This is a genomic window from Mucilaginibacter sp. SMC90 (genome assembly GCF_022811725.1).
Lineage (GTDB): Bacteria > Bacteroidota > Bacteroidia > Sphingobacteriales > Sphingobacteriaceae > Mucilaginibacter.
In genome coordinates this window covers 3,828,100-3,851,469 of sequence record NZ_CP094527.1, presented here as the reverse complement: position 1 = coordinate 3,851,469, position 23,370 = coordinate 3,828,100, and the positions used below count along the sequence as shown (strand labels likewise).

The 23,370-nt window shown below is 41.5% G+C and carries 19 protein-coding genes and 1 riboswitch; of the genes, 8 read left to right on the top strand and 11 right to left on the bottom strand.

The window, feature by feature from the left end; all coding sequences use genetic code 11:
• The first annotated feature begins 81 nt into the window (after positions 1–81).
• Complete coding sequence (locus MTO98_RS16530) at positions 82–1,866, top strand: glycoside hydrolase family 15 protein (protein WP_243487724.1); 1,785 nt, start codon at positions 82–84, stop codon at positions 1,864–1,866.
• A gap of 101 nt (positions 1,867–1,967) precedes the next feature.
• Here the strand turns inward: MTO98_RS16530 and MTO98_RS16525 are convergent, their stop codons facing one another.
• From MTO98_RS16525 to MTO98_RS16485, 9 genes are all read right to left on the bottom strand, one after another.
• A complete protein-coding gene (locus tag MTO98_RS16525) occupies positions 1,968–2,507 on the bottom strand; it encodes an MBL fold metallo-hydrolase (RefSeq protein WP_371825428.1) in 540 nt (179 codons plus the stop codon).
• A gap of 74 nt (positions 2,508–2,581) precedes the next feature.
• On the bottom strand, positions 2,582–2,818 hold the full coding sequence (locus tag MTO98_RS16520; protein ID WP_243487723.1) for a hypothetical protein: 237 nt from the start codon (positions 2,816–2,818) through the stop codon (positions 2,582–2,584).
• A 117-nt stretch (positions 2,819–2,935) separates the two neighbouring features.
• Positions 2,936–5,143: a bifunctional alpha,alpha-trehalose-phosphate synthase (UDP-forming)/trehalose-phosphatase gene (locus tag MTO98_RS16515; RefSeq protein ID WP_243487722.1), complete on the bottom strand. Its 2,208-nt coding sequence runs from the start codon at positions 5,141–5,143 to the stop codon at positions 2,936–2,938.
• 150 nt (positions 5,144–5,293) lie between these two features.
• Positions 5,294–5,770, bottom strand: coding sequence for a hypothetical protein (locus MTO98_RS16510; RefSeq protein WP_243487721.1), 477 nt, complete (start codon positions 5,768–5,770; stop codon positions 5,294–5,296).
• Positions 5,771–5,996: 226 nt separating this feature from the next.
• Positions 5,997–6,809 carry an SDR family oxidoreductase gene (locus MTO98_RS16505; RefSeq protein ID WP_243487720.1) on the bottom strand — a complete coding sequence of 271 codons (813 nt, stop codon included), beginning with the start codon at positions 6,807–6,809 and terminating at the stop codon, positions 5,997–5,999.
• A gap of 176 nt (positions 6,810–6,985) precedes the next feature.
• A complete protein-coding gene (locus MTO98_RS16500) occupies positions 6,986–7,729 on the bottom strand; it encodes a menaquinone biosynthetic enzyme MqnA/MqnD family protein (protein ID WP_243487719.1) in 744 nt (247 codons plus the stop codon).
• Positions 7,730–7,736: 7 nt separating this feature from the next.
• Complete coding sequence (locus MTO98_RS16495; RefSeq protein ID WP_243487718.1) at positions 7,737–8,369, bottom strand: histidine phosphatase family protein; 633 nt, start codon at positions 8,367–8,369, stop codon at positions 7,737–7,739.
• An 86-nt stretch (positions 8,370–8,455) separates the two neighbouring features.
• On the bottom strand, positions 8,456–9,649 hold the full coding sequence (gene mqnE, locus MTO98_RS16490) for an aminofutalosine synthase MqnE (protein ID WP_243487939.1): 1,194 nt from the start codon (positions 9,647–9,649) through the stop codon (positions 8,456–8,458).
• A 92-nt stretch (positions 9,650–9,741) separates the two neighbouring features.
• Positions 9,742–10,260: a hypothetical protein gene (locus tag MTO98_RS16485; RefSeq protein ID WP_243487717.1), complete on the bottom strand. Its 519-nt coding sequence runs from the start codon at positions 10,258–10,260 to the stop codon at positions 9,742–9,744.
• A 98-nt stretch (positions 10,261–10,358) separates the two neighbouring features.
• Between MTO98_RS16485 and MTO98_RS16480 the strand changes: the two genes are divergently transcribed.
• The 4 genes from MTO98_RS16480 to MTO98_RS16465 all read left to right on the top strand — a co-directional run bounded on the left by MTO98_RS16480 (position 10,359) and on the right by MTO98_RS16465 (position 15,812).
• Positions 10,359–11,477 (top strand): PLP-dependent aspartate aminotransferase family protein, encoded by a 1,119-nt coding sequence (locus tag MTO98_RS16480; protein WP_243487716.1) that lies wholly within the window; start codon positions 10,359–10,361, stop codon positions 11,475–11,477.
• 214 nt (positions 11,478–11,691) lie between these two features.
• A riboswitch (SAM riboswitch) is annotated at positions 11,692–11,803 on the top strand.
• Between the two features lie 246 nt (positions 11,804–12,049).
• Complete coding sequence (locus MTO98_RS16475; protein ID WP_243487715.1) at positions 12,050–13,369, top strand: O-acetylhomoserine aminocarboxypropyltransferase/cysteine synthase family protein; 1,320 nt, start codon at positions 12,050–12,052, stop codon at positions 13,367–13,369.
• A 152-nt stretch (positions 13,370–13,521) separates the two neighbouring features.
• Positions 13,522–14,577: a homoserine O-acetyltransferase gene (metX, locus tag MTO98_RS16470; RefSeq protein WP_243487714.1), complete on the top strand. Its 1,056-nt coding sequence runs from the start codon at positions 13,522–13,524 to the stop codon at positions 14,575–14,577.
• The gene (locus tag MTO98_RS16465) at positions 14,577–15,812 is read left to right on the top strand and encodes a homoserine dehydrogenase (protein WP_243487713.1); all 1,236 of its coding nucleotides are present in this window, start codon (positions 14,577–14,579) and stop codon (positions 15,810–15,812) included. Before metX ends, MTO98_RS16465 begins: the two co-directional genes overlap by 1 nt.
• 82 nt (positions 15,813–15,894) lie before the next feature.
• Here the strand turns inward: MTO98_RS16465 and clpB are convergent, their stop codons facing one another.
• The gene (gene clpB / locus MTO98_RS16460; RefSeq protein ID WP_243487712.1) at positions 15,895–18,513 is read right to left on the bottom strand and encodes an ATP-dependent chaperone ClpB; all 2,619 of its coding nucleotides are present in this window, start codon (positions 18,511–18,513) and stop codon (positions 15,895–15,897) included.
• Positions 18,514–18,663: 150 nt separating this feature from the next.
• Between clpB and MTO98_RS16455 the strand changes: the two genes are divergently transcribed.
• A complete protein-coding gene (locus MTO98_RS16455; RefSeq protein ID WP_243487711.1) occupies positions 18,664–20,052 on the top strand; it encodes a sensor histidine kinase KdpD in 1,389 nt (462 codons plus the stop codon).
• Positions 20,053–20,155: 103 nt separating this feature from the next.
• Positions 20,156–21,343: an erythromycin esterase family protein gene (locus MTO98_RS16450; protein ID WP_243487710.1), complete on the top strand. Its 1,188-nt coding sequence runs from the start codon at positions 20,156–20,158 to the stop codon at positions 21,341–21,343.
• 66 nt (positions 21,344–21,409) lie between these two features.
• Here the strand turns inward: MTO98_RS16450 and MTO98_RS16445 are convergent, their stop codons facing one another.
• Positions 21,410–22,831: an ATP-dependent RecD-like DNA helicase gene (locus tag MTO98_RS16445; protein WP_243487709.1), complete on the bottom strand. Its 1,422-nt coding sequence runs from the start codon at positions 22,829–22,831 to the stop codon at positions 21,410–21,412.
• A gap of 57 nt (positions 22,832–22,888) precedes the next feature.
• On the opposite strand from MTO98_RS16445, the gene MTO98_RS16440 reads away from it, so the two are divergent.
• Positions 22,889–23,362: a hypothetical protein gene (locus MTO98_RS16440; RefSeq protein WP_243487708.1), complete on the top strand. Its 474-nt coding sequence runs from the start codon at positions 22,889–22,891 to the stop codon at positions 23,360–23,362.
• The last annotated feature ends 8 nt before the right edge of the window (positions 23,363–23,370 follow it).

Below are 23,370 nucleotides of genomic sequence, written 5' to 3'. Positions count from 1 at the left end.
AAACTTTAAATAATCATATTATTTACGCCAACATTACAAAGGCTGTGTTGTTGAAGTTTGAAATAAATAACAGCTATATCCATGAGCAAACACACCTATGATACCGGGATAATTGGTAATTGCGCCTTTTTAGCCCATATTAATAAAAACACCAATGTCGACTGGTTATGTTGGCCACGGTTTGACAGTACATTTATTTTCGGGGGCCTGCTTGATCAGGAAAAAGGTGGCGAGTTTACTATCCGGCCCGAGGGTGAATACACTACAGCACAGCATTACCTTGAAAATACCAATGTTTTAATTACCGAAATAAGCCCGGCAAGTGGCGGAAAGTATCGTATAACCGATTTTGCGCCAAGGTTTTATCAGCATCAGCGTTACTATAAACCTTTAATGCTGATCAGGAAAATTGAGGCTATTGAAGGTTCGCCGCGAATAAAAGTTAAATGTGAGCCTGTGTCTGAATACGGTGCAGTTAAGCTAAGTGTGAACCGGGGCAGCAATCATATTCAATACCAGGGTGGCGAAGAAAACATCCGCCTTACTACCAATATTCCGATAAGTTATATTTTTGACGAACAGGCATTTGTACTTAATGAAACCAAGTATCTGGCCATGACTTACGGCGAACCGCTTGAAGCGCCGCTTATAAGCACATCTGATCGCTTCCTGGCCGAAACAGTTCAGTACTGGCGTACCTGGATCAAACATTCATCAATTGCTACTTACTTTCAACCTTTCGTGATCCGCTCTGCCTTAGCCCTTAAAATACACCAATACGAGGACACTGGTGCCATTATAGCTGCAAGCACTACCAGTTTGCCCGAATCGCCGGGAAGTGGCCGTAACTGGGATTATCGCTATTGCTGGTTGCGCGATACTTACTATGTGATAACGGCATTAAATCATATAGGCCATTTTGAGGAGATGGAAAAGTATTTTAGCTATGTTACTGATATTACCATCTCCGAAATGGAACGTTACCAGCCGCTTTATGGCATCACCGGTAAAAAAGATCTTGTAGAGGTTATTTTGACAGATTTATCCGGTTATATGGGTAATAAGCCCGTACGTGTGGGTAACCAGGCATCAGAACATATTCAGAATGACATTTACGGGCAAGTATTGATTTCCCTGCTCCCTTTGTACACCGATCATCGCTTTGTTTTTTCAGAACGTAAAGACTCGGTTCACTGGATAGAATTTTTGCTGGATAAAATCGAACATACTATCGACGAAAAAGATGCCGGCATCTGGGAGTTTCGGAACATGGCCAATATTCATTGTTACAGCAACCTGTTTCAATGGGCCGGCGCATCTGCCGCCGAAAAAATGGCATGCACAATCCAAAATCAGGAACTGATTGACCGGGCCATTTCCCTTAAAGAACGTGCAGCGGCGCATATTGAAAGCTGTTACGACCCTGTGCGTAAGGTTTACACCAATTCAGCGGGCAGCAGCAATCTTGACGCAAGCACCCTGCAGCTTATCATGATGAACTATCTTGATCCTAATTCGCAAAAAGCAAAGGATCATTTAGCTGCATTAGAAAAAGAACTAAGAACACCTAATGGTTTATTTTACAGGTATTTATATGCCGATGATTTTGGCAAACCTAAAACTACTTTCCTGATCTGTGCCTTTTGGTATGTAGAAGCACTGGCTACGGTTGGCAGATTGGATGATGCCCAGCGTGAGTTTGGCAACCTGCTGCAATACTCAAATCATCTGTTGTTGTTTAGCGAAGATGTAGATGAAGAAGACGGCAGCCAATGGGGTAATTTTCCCCAGGCTTACAGCCATGTAGGACTAATGAATGCCGCCTACAGGATAGCAATGAAATTGGATATGCCAATCTTTTTGTAGGGTTTGATCTCCCATTTTGCATAAAATTAATAGCCGATAAGACTTACGAAGTTTTTAAAACTTCGTAAGTCTGAATTAAGTAATTCCCCTTTAAATAAGTTTCATCTTATCTCAACCACGCCATCCGCAACTTTTGGAAAAATTTCTAATTGCTTGCCATCATGTCCCGGAATGATAAACTTAACATCACTGGCAAGCGTTTTCATCCGCTTCATAGCCTTTACATAACCTGCCGGATCAAGCGTTCCACCCTGGGAAGGCGGGACCAAATGCTGAAGGCTGTAATAAGTCCAGATGTTATCAGATGCTATCACAACCCTGTTTTTTCCGGCTTGCACCAACACATATTGCGAATTATAGGTATGCTTTGAACCGGTATAAACTTTTATACCTTTAATAATTTCTTTATCATCGCCATCAATTAATTTAAGCCTGCCAGCCAAATTTAAATTTACCGTATTAATAACATCCCGTTTAGCGTAGCCGCCAGCTTCACCAGGCTTTTGCCAGGCGGATCCAACAAAAAACTCATAATCAAGTTTTTGCATCCAAACTTTCGCTTTCGGGAAAAGACTTAATCCATCGATATGATCCCAATGTGGATGACTTACAATAATATCTGTTATTTCACCGGACTTTATACCAAGCTTTAAAAGCGCCGAATCTGGCCGTTGATAGCTCTTTAACTTAAATTCCTTAGCATCTTCGCTATCACCTAAAATCCTGCATCAACTAATATATTTCTGCCATTTTCGCCTTTAATAAGCCATACCATAAAATCAATTTTTACCGGCACGTTTTTAGGACCGTTCAGCGCCCAATCGCCGATTTTAAAGGGATAGCCGGATTCGGCAAATTTTACTGTATAAACTTTATAGGTTGGATTTTTTTGAGCCTTAACTATTAAACTGATTAAGGTTAAGGAAATAATGAACAAGATGATTCTTTTCATAATCGGTTTGCAGAATAAACGCTCCCGAATATAAAAAATGCCCATGGCTAAACCATGGGCACAACTAATTATTTAATGATTTAAATTTTAGCTAAAAGCTACAACTGCCACTTCCTGCTATTTGTATACAGTTTCTTCTACCGGTGTATACTTCGCGAAGCTGGTAAGTAGTTTCCTCACTTCGGCTGGATTACGCAGGTAAAATTTAGCAGCCGAAAGATTGCTGCCAACTTTAATGGTTATAGCGCTTTCTGGCAAGGCTTTAAAAATATCTTCATCGGTATAATCATCGCCAAAAGCTATAACAAAATCATAGTCTCTGCCTTCGGTGAGGGTTAAAGCAGCTTTGCCTTTATTGATATCCATATTCTTCACTTCCAGTACCTTATCCCCTGCTAATAACTGTAAGCCTTTATCGCTTGCAAGGTATTTGAGGTTGTTCATCAACTCATTGGCCCTTAGTTCGCCAAGGCCGGCCTGCGCTTTGCGGTAATGCCAAACCAGCGAGTATGTTTTTTCTTCAACGAAAGAGCCTGGAGTACGGTCAACATAAGTTTCCAGTATTGGATAAATATCGTGTTTCCACTGGTCGCTTAGCCCTCCTATTTTATGCCAGGAAGTGCCTGGCTGTTTAAACCACGAACCATGCTCGGCAATAAGGTAAATATCGTTGTGTTTAAACCAATCATCAAGGTTTTCATGCTTGCGTCCGCTTATTAAAACCAGTTGGTTTGCAGGGTCTTCGGCAAGTTTATTGATAATGTTGTATAACTCTTTATCGGGGCTGGCCTGATCTATGTTTGATTTAAAATTCACCAGCGTGCCATCATAATCTAAAAAGATAATGCGCTTTTTAGTTTTGATATAACGGTTGATGATACTTTGCTCGGTGGTGTTACTTACGTGCCTGGCCTGTAGAGAACGCTGCATGAGCTTCACCTCCTTAAGCTTGTCCATAAAAATTTTAACCCAATGCGATGTATTGAATTTGGCGACAAGTTGTCTCATCGGGATCATGCGACGGCGTTGTTCTTCAAGCGGCATGTTGATGGCTTGTAAAATGGCACGGCAAACTTCGCCCGTATTGTTGGGGTTAACTATAATGGCATCTATGAGTTCTTTAGATGACCCCGCCATTTCGCTCATAATGAGCACTCCATCATTATTTATCCGGCTGGCTACATACTCCTTACTCACCAGGTTCATACCGTCGCGCATGGGGGTTACCAAACATACGTCGGCCGAATAGTAGAGGGCCGAAAGGGTCTCTATCGGAAATGAACGATAGTAATAATGGATCGGGCTCCAGTCCATAGTACGGTACAGCGCATTGATTTTGCCCACTTTTTTATCTATCTCATCCCTAAGATGAGCGTACTGAGGCACGGTATCACGGGATGGAACCACGATCATATAAAGTGTAATGTGGTCAATGCATTCGGGGCATTGCTCAAGCAGGAGTTCAAATGCTTCGAGCCTTTGCAAAATTCCTTTACTGTAATCAAGCCTGTCTATAGAAAGGATGAGTTTTCTGTTTTGAAAGTTTTCCTTAATAAGCTCCACCTGGTGTTTTACATCATCCTGCAACGGCAAAGAAGAATATCTTTTTTCATCTATCCCCATAGGGAACGACTCGACAACAACCGAACGTTCACCATTACTTATGATATTGGCGCTGGATGATACCGGCAGCAAGCGTGTTGCGGCTCCCAAAAAGTGGCGCACGTCATCAAAAGTATGGAACCCGATAAGATCGGCACCAAGTATACCCTCCAATAACTCCGAACGCCATGGGATAAGCCTGAACATTTCGTTTGACGGAAAAGGGATATGCAGGAAAAAACCGATAGAAACATCCGGCATTTCCTGTCTTACAAGTTGTGGTAGTAAAAATAACTGATAATCGTGGATCCAGATCACATCACCCGGCTCAGCAATACTGAGGATCTTATCTCTGAATTTTTTGTTTACCGCTTTGTAGTAATCCCAATTTGATTGTTTATACGCTGCATACGTTGAAGCATAATAATGGAAAACGGGCCATAAAACCTCGTTGCTGAAACCTTCGTAATATTGATTTATTTCTTCCTGATCTAAAAAAACCGGGACTAAGCTTAGATCCTTTAATTCTTTGGTAACCTGGTCTTTATCTTCCTGTTCTGTTATTTCTACCCCGGGCCACCCTATCCACACATTATCGCCCTGTTTATATATTGAACCTAAACCGGTAGCTAATCCTCCCTCGCTTGGTGATGAATGGTAAACACCATCAGTTTTGGAAATTTTAATAGGCAAACGGTTTGATACAATTATTGTTTTCGACATACTAACTAAATATTAATTAATATTTAAAGGGAAAAACAGCGCTTTTGTTTTATAAAATGGTATTTTAGAATATAATAACGTGATTTTTAGTCATAAAAAAAGCCGCCCTGTGAATATCAGGGCGGCTTTTAATTGTTATAATTTTCGGAATTATTTCACTTGTTGGAAAAACTCAATGTTAGCTTGTTGGGTGATCCTTACCAAAACTTCGTGTTTGTCGTTTTTCAAGTCAACAAAGTATGAAGTTGGCTCGATAGCGTCATTGATTGAAGTGTTAGCCTGGTAAACGATAACTTCGCCTACTTCGTAACCTTTGTATTCGTTGTTGATTTGGCTAAGAGCTTTTGCAGGGATAGCTTTGTTATCAACACGTTGAGTTGTACCTAAAAATTCACCTTGTAAGTTGTAGAAAGCAGTTTTTTGAACGCCATCAACAGTGAAAGTAGCTTTTTGTACGTTTTTAGTTACAGTCCAGTTAACGTTAGTTGCTTCGGCGAAGTCAGCAGTAAAGCCGTGTAACGCAACGTAAGATACGTTGGTACCACCATCTGATTTTTTGCCACCATCGGCGAAAGCGTTAACGGTAAATAAGGCTGCAGTTGCTATTGTTAAAAATATCTTTTTCATGTTCGTTTAAATTTTAAATCCTGCAACAAAAATACAGTGTACTTATCAATATTTAAAATTTTCTGAAACTTTTATGAATATTTAATAATTATAGCCTTTTGCAGCCTCAAAATTTAAATTTTATCAATCACCTTAGTGTATATTTTACAATATCTAAAAGAAAAAAGGGCTATTAATGTGCTTTTTATACATGCTAAACCGATTTATGTTGTCATTAAAATGTCATTTAGCCATTATCTGCAAAGCCTGGGTATAAAGTCATGCCCCCATCTGCAAAAATTGTAACCCCGGTAACGTAGTCAGACTCGTCTGATGCCAGCCAAACCGCCAGTTTTCCGATATCGCCAGGCTGCCCGATCCTATTGTATGGGATGAGTGTGAGCAGTTTATCCAGCGCTTCGGGGGTATCCCATGCTTCTTTATTAATGGGTGTTTGTATGGCACCCGGCCCTATACCATTTACCCTGATCTTATGAGGGGCAAGCTCCTGAGCTATGCTTTTCATAAACATCATAATACCGCCTTTGCTTGCAGCATAGTTTACATGGCCCGCCCAAGGGATAACTTCGTGCACACTGCTCATGCAAATGATCTTGCCAGCAGCCCTGCTTCTATTTTCAATAACTCCTCTTTTAATAAATTCTTTAGCGGCTTCCCTGGCACACAGAAACTGGCCCGTAAGGTTAATGCTGATCACTTTGTTCCAGTCATCAAGTGTCATGTCAACAAATTTGGAGTCTTTTTGCAGGCCCGCATTATTTACAAGGATATCAATGGTACCGTATTGCTTAAATAACTCCGCAAACATGGCTTTTACCTCATCTTCATGGCTTACATCTGCCTGAAACGCAAATGCCTCGCCGCCCAATTCAGTAATCTGGCTTACAACATCATCGGCAGCAGCTTTATTATGTGCGTAGTTAATGAGGAGTTTGGCACCGGCCGCAGCCATTGCCAACGCAACGCCTTTGCCAATGCCGCTATCGGCACCGGTTATAAGGGCCGCCTGTCCTTTTAATAGTTGGGGATTATTGCTCATAGATAAACGTTTTTGTGTTTAAGATAAGCAATTGAATTGAGAAGGGAATTGTTTTTGTCTGAACCGGGATTTGGGGAGATTTTTCAGATTCCGGGATTTTGAATATCAAATTACAAATCTGATATTCCGTTAATCCAGTAAATCCAATAAATCCCGGTTCAGAAAAAAAAAGCCGTTTACAACGCCTTTATATAATCATGAAACAGGTACAAAGCCTTTTTCTTATCTGCGGTTAAATCGTAATCTATTTTAACCATCAAATAATCAACTAAATCAAAATCATCGCGCATGGTTATTTCTTTGAAGAGCTCTTCGCGGTGATCGAGTCCATATTTTAATGATGCATTAAACTCATCCATAAATTCCTGCGGGATAGGTTTGTTGGCTATCCAGGCTGCAAAGGTGAATGGCAAACCTGTCATCTTTTGCCACTCTTCGGCCAGGTCATATACGTATTTGTATTGCTGTTTTTTGCCAAAGGTACGGTCGCCTATTTGTACAAAAGCTGTGTGCCCGTCTGTCGGTTGAGCATAGTCAGCAGCATTAGAAACCTGTTGCGGACTCACTTGCCAATGGTTTTTTAGCAGTACACGGGCCAGATTATTTGATGAGCGCGACTGCGGATCAAGCTGGATAGTGGTTACATCCTTAATTTCGCAATTGCTAAAGATAAAAACGGAGTTTACAGCGCCAATGGCTCCGATACAATAATCGGAAACAATTTCCCATTGCGGGAGGCTTAATGCCGCTGCAACCGGAATAAGACCAATATCAACTACATCATCGATGAGCTTTTGAGCACAATCAGACGGGATATCGAGGCTCAGATCTATTTTATTAATAATGTCGGTATGTTGAATGCCGTATAAAAAGGGTTTGGTATTAGTGTAGCTTACTGCTGATATTCTGATCTTGTTCACAAATTCGCTATTTCTGTTCGTCGGGATGTTTTAGATGTTCGGCATTGTTAAAGTCTGCGACTTCAAATTTTTCGCCATTGTAGGTTACCTTATATAATACCAGATTTTGATGCGGGAAGGTATCCATTTCAGATAAGGGCTTATTGGTAAGGATGCAAAGCAGCAAACGTAATGCACGTCCATGCATACAGATAAGCACGTTTTTTTCTTCGGGATGGCTCATGATCACTCTCATGGCCTCACGCTGGCGTACTTCAACCTCACGCGGGCTTTCACCACCTTCAAATTTACTGTCCAGCTTGCCATCCAGCCAATCACGCATAATTTGCAGGAAGGCTGCCTTATTATCCGTAGTTGGTGCCTGGCCTTCATGTATACCCCAGGCCAGCTCATCTAAGCCCGAAAGCTTTTCATAAGGGATGCCGAGGTCAATAAAAGGCTGGATACTTTGTTGGGTACGCTTTAATGCCGAAATATAAATCTTATCAAACGGAACGGTTTTATAAGCCTCAAAAAACTGGCAGGCCTGTTTACGCCCTTCGTCATTTAAATCGGTATCTACTCCGCGGCCTTGTATAATACCAAGTTTGTTATACTCAGTTTGGCCGTGGCGTACTATATATAAGGTTTTTTGTATCATTTATTTTTGAGCTGAAAGCCGAAGGCTTAAAGCATAAAGCTTGCTTTTGTTTTTTCGCTTTGGGCTTTAAGCCTTGAGCTTTTAGCTTAATTAATTACCGGTAACTTGTAATATTGTGGTTTTACTTCGTCGCCAAACTCAAAGTTGGTATAATCCGTTACTACATTATATAATGTATCACGTTCAATAGGCTGGCGGCCTACGTGCTTAATTAGCTCAACCACTTGTTTGGTGCTCATACCCGGATGCTGTTCTTCGGCACCGGCCATTGAATAGATCTTTGTGGTGTCATCCAGCGTACCATCTATGTCATCAACACCAAAGTTAAGGGAAAGCTGCGCGGTTGTGCGGCTTATCATGGCCCAATATGCTTTGATGTGATCAAAGTTATCCAGATAGATGCGCGCTACCGCGTAGTTGCGTAGATCTTCAATTACCGAAACCTCGGGTACGTGCGACATCTGGTTATCTTTATTACGAAACTTAAGCGGAATAAACGTTTGGAAACCTCCGGTTTTGTCCTGCAACTGGCGTAAGCGCTCCATGTGGTCGACGCGGTGTTTATATGCTTCAATATGCCCATAAAGCATGGTAGCATTTGAACGGCCGCCAAGCTTATGCCATTCTTCATGAATAGCCAGCCACTGATCTGCAGTACATTTATCTTTCGAGATCTGATCCCTGATCTCCGGATCAAAAATCTCAGCACCGCCGCCGGGAATAGAATCCAGGCCTGCTTCTTGCATCAGGCGCATGCCTGTTGCGTAGTCAATTTTGGCTTTTTTAAAAATGTAATGGTATTCAACCGGAGTTAACGCCTTGATATGCAGCCCGGGGCGGTGAGCCCGGATACGTGAAAAAAGCTCCTGATAAAAAGGCACATCGTATTGAGGCAAAACACCGCCAACAATGTGAACTTCTGTAACCGGTTCGTCGTCATATTTTGCAACCATGTTAAACATTTCATCCATGGTGTATTCCCAGCCTTCCGACTTTTGTTTCAGCAGGCGCGAATACGAACAAAATTTACAGTCGTAAACACAAAGGTTGGTAGGCTCAATATGAAAATTGCGGTTGAAATAGGTTTTATCGCCGTGGCGCTCGTTACGGATGTAATTGGCTAAAGTGCCGAGATATCCAAGCTCGCCCTGCTCATAAAGCAAAACGCCTTCATCAAAAGTGATGCGTTGTTTATTTAGTACCTTTTGGGCAATGTGCTTTAAGTCAGCAGATAAATTCGGATCCTGAAGCAATATCTGTAAGTTATCTGAATTTTGCATCATTATAAATTTGGCCAAATGTACTAAAAAGCGCAATAGAAATATGCGTTATGACATATATTGACCAATTTGTGCGGTAAATTACATTAAGGTTACAGAGCCATGATCTCGCTAATGGAGATGCCAATTGAACAATCATCCTGGCAACCATTAGGTACATAACTGGCGTCAGATATCATACCATTATTACGGGCTTCAAAGTAAACGGTGTTTTTCTTCTTGTCAGCGGCAAGCCATTCGGTTTTGGCTTTTAAATAAACCTGGTCAAGTGTAAGTAACGCAGCGCCCGAAGCATGCTGCCCCAGCAACGCTTTATCTTCGTGCCATTGTTCCTTTGTTGTTTTACCGGGAACGCCATTTGGTGTATACGCTAAGGTATATGATACAAAGTCTCTTGCTATAATAACCCCATTTTGAACGGTGATCTTTGTGTCAGAACCATAACCAAAAACTGAACCTGTGTTGACTGTGTAGGCATATGAATTTTTGCTGTCTGCCTTAAAATTTTGCCATACTTTATAGCTTTTGTCGTAAGCGGAGTCGTTAGCATCTTTTTTACAGGCTGTTAACACGCTGACAATAAGCAGAGTCAGGATAAAGGTTCTTTTCATGTGGATAGGTTTTATAGTCCATTCGGTTAAAAATGAAAAAACGCTACAATGAATAACAAATATTCTTTTTTACTTTGGGCGATATCATATTTTGAGCCATGAAAACTGAAACTATAGCCATACACGCTGGTAACCACGTTGATGAGGCAACAAGGGCCGTAATACAACCCATCATTATGTCAACCACGTTTGAACGGGGTGACGACGGGGGATTTCCGGCAGGTTATATCTACAGTCGTTCATCAAATCCTAACCGTCATGCTTTGGAGCATGTACTGGCTAAACTGGAAGGCGGTGTTGAAGCGGCTTCATTTTCATCAGGCAATGCCGCAGGTATGTCGGTTTTTCAGTCCCTTGAACCAGGTACTCATATTATAGCTCCGGATGATATGTATCATGGCTTGCGTAACCAACTTAAGACCCTGTTCGCCGGGATCCTTACTTTTGATTTTATCGATGTAAATGATACCGAAGTTTTGCAGCAGCATATTAAACCAAAAACAGGTTTAATATGGATAGAAACGCCTTCAAACCCGCTTCTGAAAATTACCGACATTAAAAAAGTAGTTGGCATAGCAAAATCAAAGGGTATAAAAGTTTTATGCGATAATACCTTTGCTACCCCGATATGTCAACGCCCGCTTGAGTTAGGTGCTGATATGGTGATGCATTCGGCCACGAAATATTTTGGCGGGCACAGCGATTTGATGGGCGGCGTTTTAATTACTGCCGAAAAGCATGATTGGTGGACAAAAATCAGGCAGGTGCAGGAAATGGGCGGCGCTATCCCCTCGCCTATGGATTGTTATTATTTGGTACGCAGTATTAAAACCCTGCCATACCGAGTAAAGGGCCACGTGCAAAATGCGCAACTACTTGCCGAATATCTTGAACAACACCCTAATGTACAACAGGTGATGTACCCCGGCCTGTCATCGCATCCGCAGCATGATATAGCTAAAGATCAGATGCTTGCCTTTGGCGGTATGTTATCCTTTATTATTAAAGGCGATGAGAACGATACGCACAACATTATCAATAAACTTAAGCTATTCATCAAAGCAACCAGCCTTGGCGGCGTAGAAAGCCTGATTGAACACCGCGCTACAGTTGAAGGCCCCGATACTAAAACCCCGAGGAATTTATTAAGGGTTTCTGTAGGCTTGGAGCATATTGATGATTTGATAGCTGATATGGAACAGGCGTTATTGAGGTAAAAAGCAAAAGGTTAAAGGCGAAAGGTAGAAGCTACATTCACAACTTTGAACGCCATTTAAAATAAAACCTTTAACCTTTCGCCTTTGACCTTTCGCCTCGAAAATCCTCAAAAAAAATAAAATTTGGCACATTGCCCATTAATCCCTTATATTCGCAACATTATTTGGTAGCGATACCAAGGTCGATCAATACTCCGCACATAGTTCGGGTTTTGATTTATAAAGAAGCGGCGAGAGATCAGGCTCTAATGACCCGCTGGCAACCCTTCAATGTTGAAGAAGGTGCCAATTCCTGTCCCGGCAAATAACACCGGGGAATATAAATTTATAACCATGAAAAGTTTAATTAAATTTACGCAACACAACACTTTTTACACCGCAAACGGTAATGTACAACATATTAGCTCTCCTATTGGCTGTATTTGTATGTGTTGCTGCTGTTGATGCTTAGCACGCTGTTGTTTTCATTCCCTTGAAAAAACGCATGTTACAAAGCCGATTATTTAAAACCGGTTTGCCAAAATTCATCTTAAGATTCAAAATCTAAATTAAACACATTAAAAATTAAAACTATGTCTGCCTTAAAATTCGAAACCTTACAATTACATGCCGGTCAGGAAGTTGATCCAACAACGGGTTCACGTGCAGTGCCGCTTTATCAAACTACTTCTTACGTATTTAACAGCGCCGAGCATGGTGCCAATTTATTTGCATTAAAAGAGTTTGGCAATATATATACCCGCATCATGAACCCTACTACTGATGTGTTTGAGAAACGCATAGCTGCTTTAGAGGGTGGAGTTGCGGCTTTGGCTACAGCATCGGGACAGGCATCACAATTTATAGCACTAAATAACATCCTGCAGGCTGGTGATAACTTTGTTACTTCTCCCTTTTTATATGGCGGTACTTATAACCAGTTTAAAGTAGCCTTTAAACGCCTTGGCATTGATGTACGTTTTGCTAAAGATGATACTGCAGCAAATATCGAAGCGCTTATCGACGATAAAACTAAAGCCATTTTCCTGGAAACCATTGGAAACCCTGGGTTTACTATTGCCGATTTTGAAAAAGTAAGTGAAGTAGCTAAAAGACACGACCTGCCATTAATTGTTGATAATACTTTTGGTGCGGGTGGTTACCTCTTCCGCCCTATTGAACATGGCGCTAATGTGGTTGTCGAATCAACCACCAAATGGATTGGCGGGCATGGTACAAGTATTGGTGGTGTTATTGTTGATGCCGGTAATTACAATTGGGGCAATGGAAAGTTCCCGCAATTTACCGAGCCATCTGAAGGTTATCACGGTTTGGTATTTAACGATGTATTTGGCATTGGCGGCCCGTTTGGTAATATTCAGTTTATTATTCGTGCGCGTGTTGAAGGTTTGAGGGATTTTGGCCCGTCGCAGTCGCCGTTTAATTCGTGGTTAAACATTCAGGGGCTGGAAACACTGTCGTTGCGTGTACAACGCCATGTTGACAATGCTTTACAATTAGCCAAATGGTTTGAGCAGCATCCACAAGTAGCGAGTGTAAATTACCCTGGCTTGGAATCATCGCCTTACCATGAACTTGCAAAAAAATATTTAAAGAACGGTTTCGGCGGCGTATTGTCGTTTGAAATTAAGGGAAATAAGGAGCAGGCCAGCCAGTTGATCAATAACCTGAAACTGGTAAGCCATTTAGCCAACGTGGGCGATGCAAAAACGCTGATCATACAGCCGTCGGCAACTACGCATCAGCAATTGTCTGATGCGGAGCAATTGTCGGCTGGGGTTAGGCCGGCGTCGTTACGCGTAGCGGTTGGTATTGAGCATATAGATGATATTAAAGCCGATTTTGAGCAGGCTTTTGCAAAAATTAAGCAAGGTGCGGGTGAGTTAGTTTAATAATGTATAGTTTTTTTTAAGTGATATAGTAAACGTTACGTGTAGTTAAGTCTTAAGTTCTAAGTATTTAGTCTTAAGCCGGAAAATCAAAGCTTCGACTTAAGACTCCAAACTAAAGACTTTCGACTTAACACAACGTAGCAAACAAAAGAATGAACGCAGAGATATTTAAATACACTGATACTTTTGAATTTGAATCGGGCCGTACAATTGAAGGTTTAGAGATAGGCTTTCATACTTATGGCCGGTTAAATAAAGAAAAAAATAACGTTGTTTGGGTATGCCACGCGCTTACCGCTAATAGCGACGTGTTTGACTGGTGGAAAGGACTTATTGGGGAAGGGTATTTTTTCAACCCCGAAGAACATTTTATTGTTTGTGCCAATATTTTGGGTTCACCTTATGGCACCACAAGCCCCTTGAGTATTAATCCGGTTACAGGGAATCCGTATTTCCTTACTTATCCTCAGTTTACCACAAGGGATATGGTTAAAGCTCATCAATTGCTTGCCGAACATTTAACGATCAATAGTATCAGTGTGTTGATAGGTGGTTCATTGGGTGGTCAACAGGCTATGGAATGGGCTATTATTGAACCAGAGCGAATCAAAAACCTTATCCTGATTGCCACTAACGCCAAGCACTCGCCATGGGGCATTGCTTTTAATGAGTCGCAGCGTTTGGCTATTAGTGCGGATCGCACTTTTTATAGCAACACACCCGAAGGTGGTCAGAAAGGTTTAAAGGCTGCACGCAGCATTGCGCTTTTAAGCTATCGTACCTATAAAACATACGGTATCACCCAACAGGAAGAAAGCGATGATGTAAAAGACGGTTTCCGCTCATCATCCTACCAAAACTACCAGGGCGAGAAATTGGTTAACCGCTATAATGCTTATAGTTACTGGTATTTAACCAAGGTGATGGATTCGCATAATGTTGGCCGCGGCCGTAACGGGGTTGATAAAGCGTTGAGCCTGATCAAGGCTAAAACGTTGGTTATCGGAATCTCGTCAGACGTATTATTCCCTGTTGAAGAACAGCAATACCTGTTCAGGCATATTCCGAAAGCTGCCTTTGCCGAACTGGATTCGTTTTATGGGCACGATGGATTTTTAATCGAAACAGAAGCATTAACAAACATATTTACATCGTTTTTTAAAACTGATGTAAAAGGAAAAATTATAGAACTGCAACGTACAGCGTAATGAGTAAAAAGTTAAATATCGGCCTCTTCGGATTTGGAGTTGTAGGCCAGGGTTTATATGACATCATCAAAACAAAGCACTTAAATATCGAGATAGTAAAATTTGCTATTAAGGATCCTAATAAAAAGCGTTCCCTGCCAGCACATTTATTTACTACTGATAAGGAAGAACTGCTTAACAACCCCGAGATCAATACTATCGTTGAATTGATCAACGATACCGAGGCTGCTTTTGAAATTGTTTCAAGGGCCTTAAAATCGGGCAAAAATGTAGTATCGGCCAGTAAAAAAATGATTGCCCTGCATTTGGATGAGCTGATTGAGATCCAGCATCAATACGGTACATCGTTATTATACGAAGGCGCAGTTTGCGGTAGTATCCCAATTATCCGTAACCTGGAAGAGTATTATGATAATGAATTGCTGCATTCAATAAGCGGCATTTTCAACGGCTCATCAAACTATATACTTTCAAAAGGTTTTATTGAAGGATTGGATTATGACAGCGCATTAAAACAAGCCCAGGATCTCGGCTTTGCCGAAACGGACCCTACCAGCGATGTTGGCGGTTTTGATGCTAAATACAAACTGGTTATTGCTGCTGCCCATGCTTATGGTGTAGTTGTACAACCCGATGAGGTATTTAACCTGGGCATCCAAAACCTCGCAGCTGCCGATCTGCAATATGCCCGTGAGAAAAATCTCAAAATTAAACTGGTACCGGTAGCTAAAGAGCTTGACGACCGTAATGTTGCCCTGTTTGTATTGCCTAAATTTGTGAACGATAAAGAGTTTTTGTACAACGTTGAGTACGAATACAATGGTGTAACTGTACAGGCTGCCTTTGCCGATCAGCAATTCTTTTTCGGAAAAGGCGCAGGCGGCCACCCTACCGGCTCAGCTGTATTGTCAGATATAGCCGCATTACGCTACAACTACCAGTACGAGTATAAAAAAGCTAAAGAAAAAACAGATCTTAATTTTACCAATAATATCGAATTAACTGTTTACCTGCGTTATGACGATGAAGAATTAGTTGAGGCGCTGAACTTTGAACACATTAATGAGCGTTACTATTCAGGTAATTATAAATTTGTTATTGGAAAAATCAATTTACAAAATCTGATCGCTAATCAATTACGTATATCGGAAAGTAAGGCTTTCGTAGCCTTTGCCGATCAGCTTACGGGGGTCAGCTTAGCATCGGTAACTAAACAAACAGCCGAAGTTTTTTAGTAGATTCTCCGGTTGTTAATAATAGAAAAAGGCTTCTCAAATTGGGAAGCCTTTTTCTATTATTCATTTTGTTATTATAAACTTATTTGGCCGGTTCTCCGGCTTCTTTAGCTGCGTTCAGGAACACGAACTGGTTATCAAACATATCAATTTTAATGATGCTGTCTTTATCCACGGTACCTGCCAGGATCTGCTTACTTAGCTCGTTCAAGAGCTTCTTCTGGATCACACGTTTTAACGGACGTGCGCCAAACTGCGGATCGTAACCTAACTGGGCCAGCCAATCCAATGCTTCGTCCGATGCTTCGATAGTTACCCCCATTTCGGCAAGGGTTTGCTGAACCTGTTTAAATTGCAGTTTAACAATATCATGGATCTCGTCGCGATTAAGCGGGGTAAACATGATGATCTCATCTATCCTGTTCAAAAATTCCGGACGGATAGTTACCCTTAACAGGTTAAACAGCTCGTTCTTGGTTTTTGCTATTAGCTCGTCACGGTTTTCATCCTCCAGGTTCTGGAAGTTTTCCTGGATGATATTTGAGCCAATGTTGGAGGTCATGATGATGATGGTATTTTTAAAATTCACCACACGGCCTTTGTTATCGGTTAAACGGCCATCATCCAAAACCTGTAACAGAATGTTGAACACATCGGGATGGGCTTTTTCAATCTCGTCCAGTAGTACCACGCTGTAAGGCTTGCGTCGAACGGCCTCGGTTAACTGTCCGCCTTCATCATACCCAACATAGCCCGGAGGCGCTCCTATCAACCTTGACACAGCATGGCGTTCCTGGTATTCACTCATATCTATCCGCACAAGTGCACCTTCATCATTAAACAAGTACTCGGCCAAGGCTTTTGCCAGTTCGGTTTTACCTACACCGGTTGTACCTAAAAATATGAACGAACCAATTGGCCTGCGCTTATCCTGTAAACCTGCACGGCTGCGGCGGATAGCATCACTTATTGCTTCTATAGCTTCTTCCTGCCCGGCTACACGTTTATGTAATTCGTCTTCAAGGTTAAGCAGCTTTTCACGTTCACTCTGAATCATTTTGCTTACAGGGATACCTGTCCAGCGGCTTACAACACCGGCAATATCATCGGCAGTAACTTCCTCTTTCAGCATGCGGCTGTCGCTCTGGTTTTCGAGCAGGGCGGCTTTCAGTTTTTCAACTTCGGCCTGAGCTTCTACTATGGTTCCGTAGCGTAATTCGGCTACTTTGCCATAATCGCCGGCACGTTCGGCCTGCTCGGCTTCCAGTTTATAATTTTCTATCAGCTCAACCTTAGTGTTAATGCCATCAACAAGGTCTTTTTCGCCTTTCCATTTAGCACGTAACGAATCGCGTTGTTGTGACAGGTTAGCTATTTCTTCGCTCAGTTCGGCAACCTTACGGTCGTCTTTTTCACGTTTAATGGCTTCACGCTCAATTTCAAGCTGCATGATGCGGCGTTCAAGCTCATCAACTACTTCTGGTACCGAATCCATTTCCAAACGGAGTTTTGAAGCGGCTTCGTCCATCAGGTCAATAGCCTTGTCGGGTAAAAACCTGTCAGAAATATAACGCTGTGACATTTCGACAGAGGCGATGATCGCTTCGTCTTTGATCCTAACCTTGTGGTGGGTTTCATAACGTTCTTTCAATCCGCGCAAAATAGATATCGCATCGGCAGTATCAGGTTCTTCAACCATCACTTTTTGGAAACGGCGTTCCAAGGCTTTATCTTTTTCAAGGTATTTCTGGTACTCGTTAAGTGTAGTGGCTCCAATTGAACGCAGTTCGCCACGTGCCAGGGCCGGCTTCAGAATATTGGCTGCATCCATAGCACCTTCTCCCCCGCCTGCACCTACCAGCGTATGGATCTCATCAATAAACAGGATGATCTCCCCATCGCTTTGGGTAACTTCTTTTATAACGGCTTTTAACCGCTCTTCAAACTCGCCCTTGTATTTGGCTCCTGCAATCAGTGCGCCCATATCCAAAGAGTATACCACCTTGGTTTTCAGACTTTCAGGCACATCACCTTTGATGATCCTGAAGGCGATACCTTCGGCAATGGCTGTTTTACCAACACCGGGCTCACCAACCAATATCGGGTTGTTTTTGGTACGGCGCGAAAGGATCTGGATAACACGGCGAATTTCATCATCGCGGCCAATTACAGGGTCCAGTTTGCCCGAACCTGCGTATTCGTTCAAATTACGGGCATATTTGTTAAGGGCATTGTAAGTAGCTTCGGCGTTTTGATCAGTCACTTTGCTATCACCGCGTAAAGCTATTATAGCTTTTTTGAGATCTTTTTCGTTAACCCCCGAGTCTTTAAGTATTGTACTGACCGCGCCGCCTGCTGCCAAAATACCTAACAGTACATGCTCAACAGATACAAACTCATCTTTAAATTCTTTTAAATAACCCGAAGCTTTTTGCAAAGCCGAATTTGCTTCAGACGAAAGATATACATTGCTCCCGCTAACTTTAGGGAACGATGCTATCTGTGCGTCTAAAGTATCATTTAACCTGTTAAGGTTAACATTTAATTTCTTTAATAAGTAGGTAATTACGTTTTCATCAACCAGCAACAAGCCTTTAAGCAGATGTGCGGTCTCAATTGCCTGCTGTTGGTTACCAACAGCAATTTCGGAAGCTTTCTGCACAGCTTCCTGAGCTTTTATGGTAAAGTTGTTAAAATTCATAGTGATTAGTTGTAGTCAATTTGCCTGCCATTTAACCTATAGTGAAAAAATGTCATTCATTTACAAAACAGAATGGCACTTTGTCATATTCCTGTTACATCAAAAGGAAATATTTTCATATTTTTGTTGTAATCTATACCGTAAAACAAGGTGAATACCCATTTCTTTTTTAACAGCCTTCCGATAAAATACCGGTCGCAATATCGTGATCATTATACTTACCAAAACCTGGTAGCTATCAGGGGGGCAAGTACAATATTTTTGCTTCTCAATGTAATTATCCGCATTCTTTACCTGGTATTCCCGGTTAGTTTAACCAAAGCTCAAAACTTTCCCGAATTTAATTTCAGCAATTGGGTTTTTATTATTGTTACTCCTTTTTTTTTGATAGCCAGCAACATTTTTATAGTTGGTTTTAAAAGGCATAAAAAATCTACAACAGGCATGTCGTTGCTTGTGTTTTTGTTTGCGCTTTATATTATTGTTTGCGGTATGTACTCGAGCTTTATCGCCACATCCGATCCAAGTAATGCACTCACCTTATATCTTGTAGCGCTAAGCCTGATCAGCGTGATAGTTGTTTTTGAATACTATGAAACCGTATTACTGCTTGTAGCCGTTGAGCTTTTTTTTACTTCCCTGCTATTTTACAGCCAAACGCCGGCTACGGATATGCTATACAACCAGCTGATCTCCGCCATCCTGATTTCAGGCTTTTATTTTATCTCCAGGTATTTTTTCACCTACAAAGCTAACTACTATTTGCAGGTGATCGAGATCCGCGAAAAAAACTCAGAAATAGAGAAAGCAGGCGAGTTTAAAAACCAGGTATTAGGTATGGTTGCCCATGACCTGCGTAACCCGATAGCCGCCGTCGAGTCAATTGCCATGATGATGGAACTTGACGAGATCGACGAAGAAACACAGGACAATATCAATATGATGAAGGCCTCATGCGTTAAAGCACGCAGTATTATTGATGATTTATTGGAGGCTGCCCAAAACGAAAATATAGCAGTTTTTGAAACCCGGAATACCGACCTCAATCAATGGCTTAACGGCATTGTAAATGAGTGGAAATTGCAACAAGGTAGCAAGGTTAATGTCATGTTCAATAGTTCAGGGGGAGCTGTTAATGCACTTATAAATCACGAAAAATTTCACCGGGTTATTGATAACCTGATCAGCAATGCTGTGAAGTTTTCAAAAGACCGCGACCGTGTTGATGTACGCCTATCACAACAAAGTGAGGCTATAACTATCGAGGTACAGGATTACGGCTTGGGTATCCCTGCTAATATCCTACCCGAAATTTTTAACCAATTTTCAAAAGCCGGCCGCACAGGGCTACGCGGCGAAAAATCTACAGGGTTGGGTTTAAGTATTGTGAGGCAGATCATCGAGAAACATAAAGGCAGCATCACCGTAACCAGCACAGAAGGGGTAGGATCAACTTTTACTATAAAACTGCCCGCTTCAGGCGCTATGGTATTGGGAGATTTGCTTAAGCCGGCGAACGGCACAAAGCAAATGGCTTAGTCTTTTACATGAAATATTTCCCGTTTTGCTGATATTTTTGATAGGTTTGGAATATGCCTGATCCGAAATCACCTTATTGATTCATGTACAGGTACAACTATCTATGAAATACCTGGCATTTATACTTTATTTATTAGTTGGGGTAACACCTGCTATCTACTGCCAGCAATCATCAAAACCACCGGTTTTTCCGCTCCAATCCTTAGCGCTCGATTCTGATTATCAGTGGCTCGAAAAACCATTCAGCAACGAAATAAACGATAGCGTTAGGTTTGTTGGATTGGGAGAGTTTAGCCATGGAGGAAAAGAAACTATTCTGTTTAAATCTAAAATGATCCAGTACCTTATTAAAAACAAGGGGTATAGGACTTTGATGATCGAATACCCTAATGTTTTTTTACGTAGAATCAACGATTATTTGCTCAATAAAACCGCAGCCAGCTCGGATAGTGTTAAAATAATTGCTCAAAACACATTTGGCCGAACGTTTTTGGGGAATACCTCTTTTTATGATTTACTGGTATGGCTTAAACGATATAATTTATCGCAACCCAACGATATGTTCACTATTGGTGGTTTTGATATTGAAGGGGCATCTATAGGTTTCGCTGATTATTTCATGAATAATTTTCTCGCTCCGTTTGATTCTCAATATGCTTCAGAAATCCACAGCAAATGGCCCCATGATGCTAAAGACTCAATAACTGTAGCCGAATTAATTTGGTTTAAAGATCATAAAAAAAATCTTGAAGAAAAGCTGAACGCTGTTGCCTATCGAAACATCGTTTATAATGTTAAAGCTGCCGAAGATAAACTGACACATCAAAAATTGCAGAAGATTAACTTTTATAAAGCTTCCGCATTCAGAGATAGCATTATGGCTTCCAATATCACCGCCTTTAATGATGCGAAAACGATAATCTGGTCGCACAATATGCACATTACTACTTCGGATTACGTGGTAAGCCTGGGTAATTATTTAAATGCCTCCGTTGGCAAACAATACTATTGTGTTCTAACCGATTTTTTTAACCCGGCTACAGTTTGGTCAATCTCTAACGAAGGCATACTGTCGAAAAAAACCTTTAATCCCAACCCCAAAACGACATCATATCTGATCCATAAAAAAACGGGAATTGATAACGGGATAGTTCTTTTTAAAAATCTCAAATCAAACCAGGTGCAACTTAATACTATCGACAGGGTTGGCAATCAGTTTACACTCGGCAAAGGGCACGCGTTTGACGCGCTGGTTATTTTAGGCCGGGTTGAGCCCTTTGTTTTTAATTAGAGCGTTGAAGTCTGGTTAAATGTCAACCCGGAAAATTGAATAATATTCTCCTTCTCATAACACGTCTTATACTTCTTTATCTTTATAAAACCTACCATCAAAGTTTACCAAAAACAATTCAGTAGTAGCACGAGTAAAAGCCGTATAAAACCAACGTAAAAAATCCATATTGATCATTTCGTCGGTTACATAGCCCTGATCAACAAAAACGGCATCCCATTGGCCCCCCTGCGCCTTATGACAAGTAATAGCATAGGCAAATTTTATTTGCAAAGCATTGTAATATGGATTAAGCTTCAGCTCGTTATGCATAGCCCTTTTATTGGGGAGGTGTTCGTAATCCTTCATTACCTCCTGGTAAAACCGTTTTTGATCTTCCTGGCTTAATGCGGGTGAATCGGCGTAAAGGGTATCAAGTAACACTTTACAATCAAGGGTTGGATCTTCGGCATAGTCTATGAATTCCAGCTGTACATCAGCAAAACGAAAACCATACATATCCTCGGTACGGCGCACCTTTACTATACGGGCTATATCGCCGTTGGCAATAAATGCAGTACTGTTCTCGTCTTTATCCTGCAACCAGAAATAATTATTTTTCACTATCATGATCTGATCGCCGCCGGTAAGTTCCTCTTCTCTGTACAAAATGCGATTTCGGATTTGCCCGTTATACAGGTTAGCATTTTTGTTTGAGCGGCAGATGATAAGCGTGCGGTCATAACCATATTTACGATACGCGTATTCCAATCCTTCGGGTAATCGTTCCCCTGTCATCCTGAAAACATCCTTAAAACCTTTGGTTACAATTTTAGGAGCTTCGATGGTTTCGGTCCGGATGAGGTCGCGGATATTGGTGGCATTAAACAATATACCCGAATTTTTTTGCTGACGCAGTACTTCGGTAAGCTCATACTTAAATATGGTGATACCAAACTTGCCGTTCATCACCTGCTCATCAAGCGCTGGGCTGTTATCAGCACCCACCGGTGGTAATTGGGCGGTATCCCCCACCAGTATCAGTTTGCAATTTTTGTCATTATAAACGTATCGCAGTAAATCGAACAATAATGATACATGGTTGCTGCCCATGGCCTCATCCGAGATCATGGAGGCTTCATCTACAATGAACAGTGTATCGCTGGCCAGGTTATCGGCAAGGGCAAAACCATCATCAATGGTCAAAGCCGATTTTTTACGGTAGATGCGCTTATGGATGGTAAAAGCCTTGCGCCCGGAGTAATTGGTAATGACTTTTGCAGCACGACCTGTTGGTGCCAGCAACACGGCTTTGTAATTATAATGCTTCAACGCTTTTACCAATGCACCTACTATAGTTGTTTTACCTGTGCCTGCGTAGCCCTTTAGGATAAAGCATTCATCGCCTTCGGTACTTTTCAAAAAGGCATGCAGCTTACTAAAAAGTTCCGTTTGCTGGCCTGTTGGCTCATGCGGAAATGACTGGCGGATATGATCGGGATTTGACACCCTGCAAAAATGATGATAAGTAATTTAATTCAGTAAGATTAGTTTTACATTTGGGCCATGGAATTTGACGAAAACAAAGAGGAAGAAAAATACAGCGAAGACGATTATGTAGATATTTACTCCAAAAGAGCGATATTCTGGTTTTCGTTTTTCAATTTAATATTTGGCGGCGTATTGCTGATCATCAATTTATATAATGCCGGATACAAAAGGGCTGTTCCGGCAGTGCTGGCCTTTGTTTTGTTCTTTTCCTATTTATCATATTTTGTAATACTGCATTCGGGTGTTAACCTGCAATTGGTAGTTGACGCCATGAACCTAACCGCCAAAGGCGGTCAGCCTACACCTGCTCAAGTTACAGCAATGCTTTCAGTAGCCGGGCTTAATGTGGGCTTTGGTTTGGTTGGAGCACTGATACTTAGCCAGTTCTTTTTCAAGAGGTACTTTCCGGATAATGACTATTACCCTAAACCGGTAGGCTTACCTATTTTAATATTTATTGTGCTGGTAGTAATAACACGTATTTTATAACAGCATAC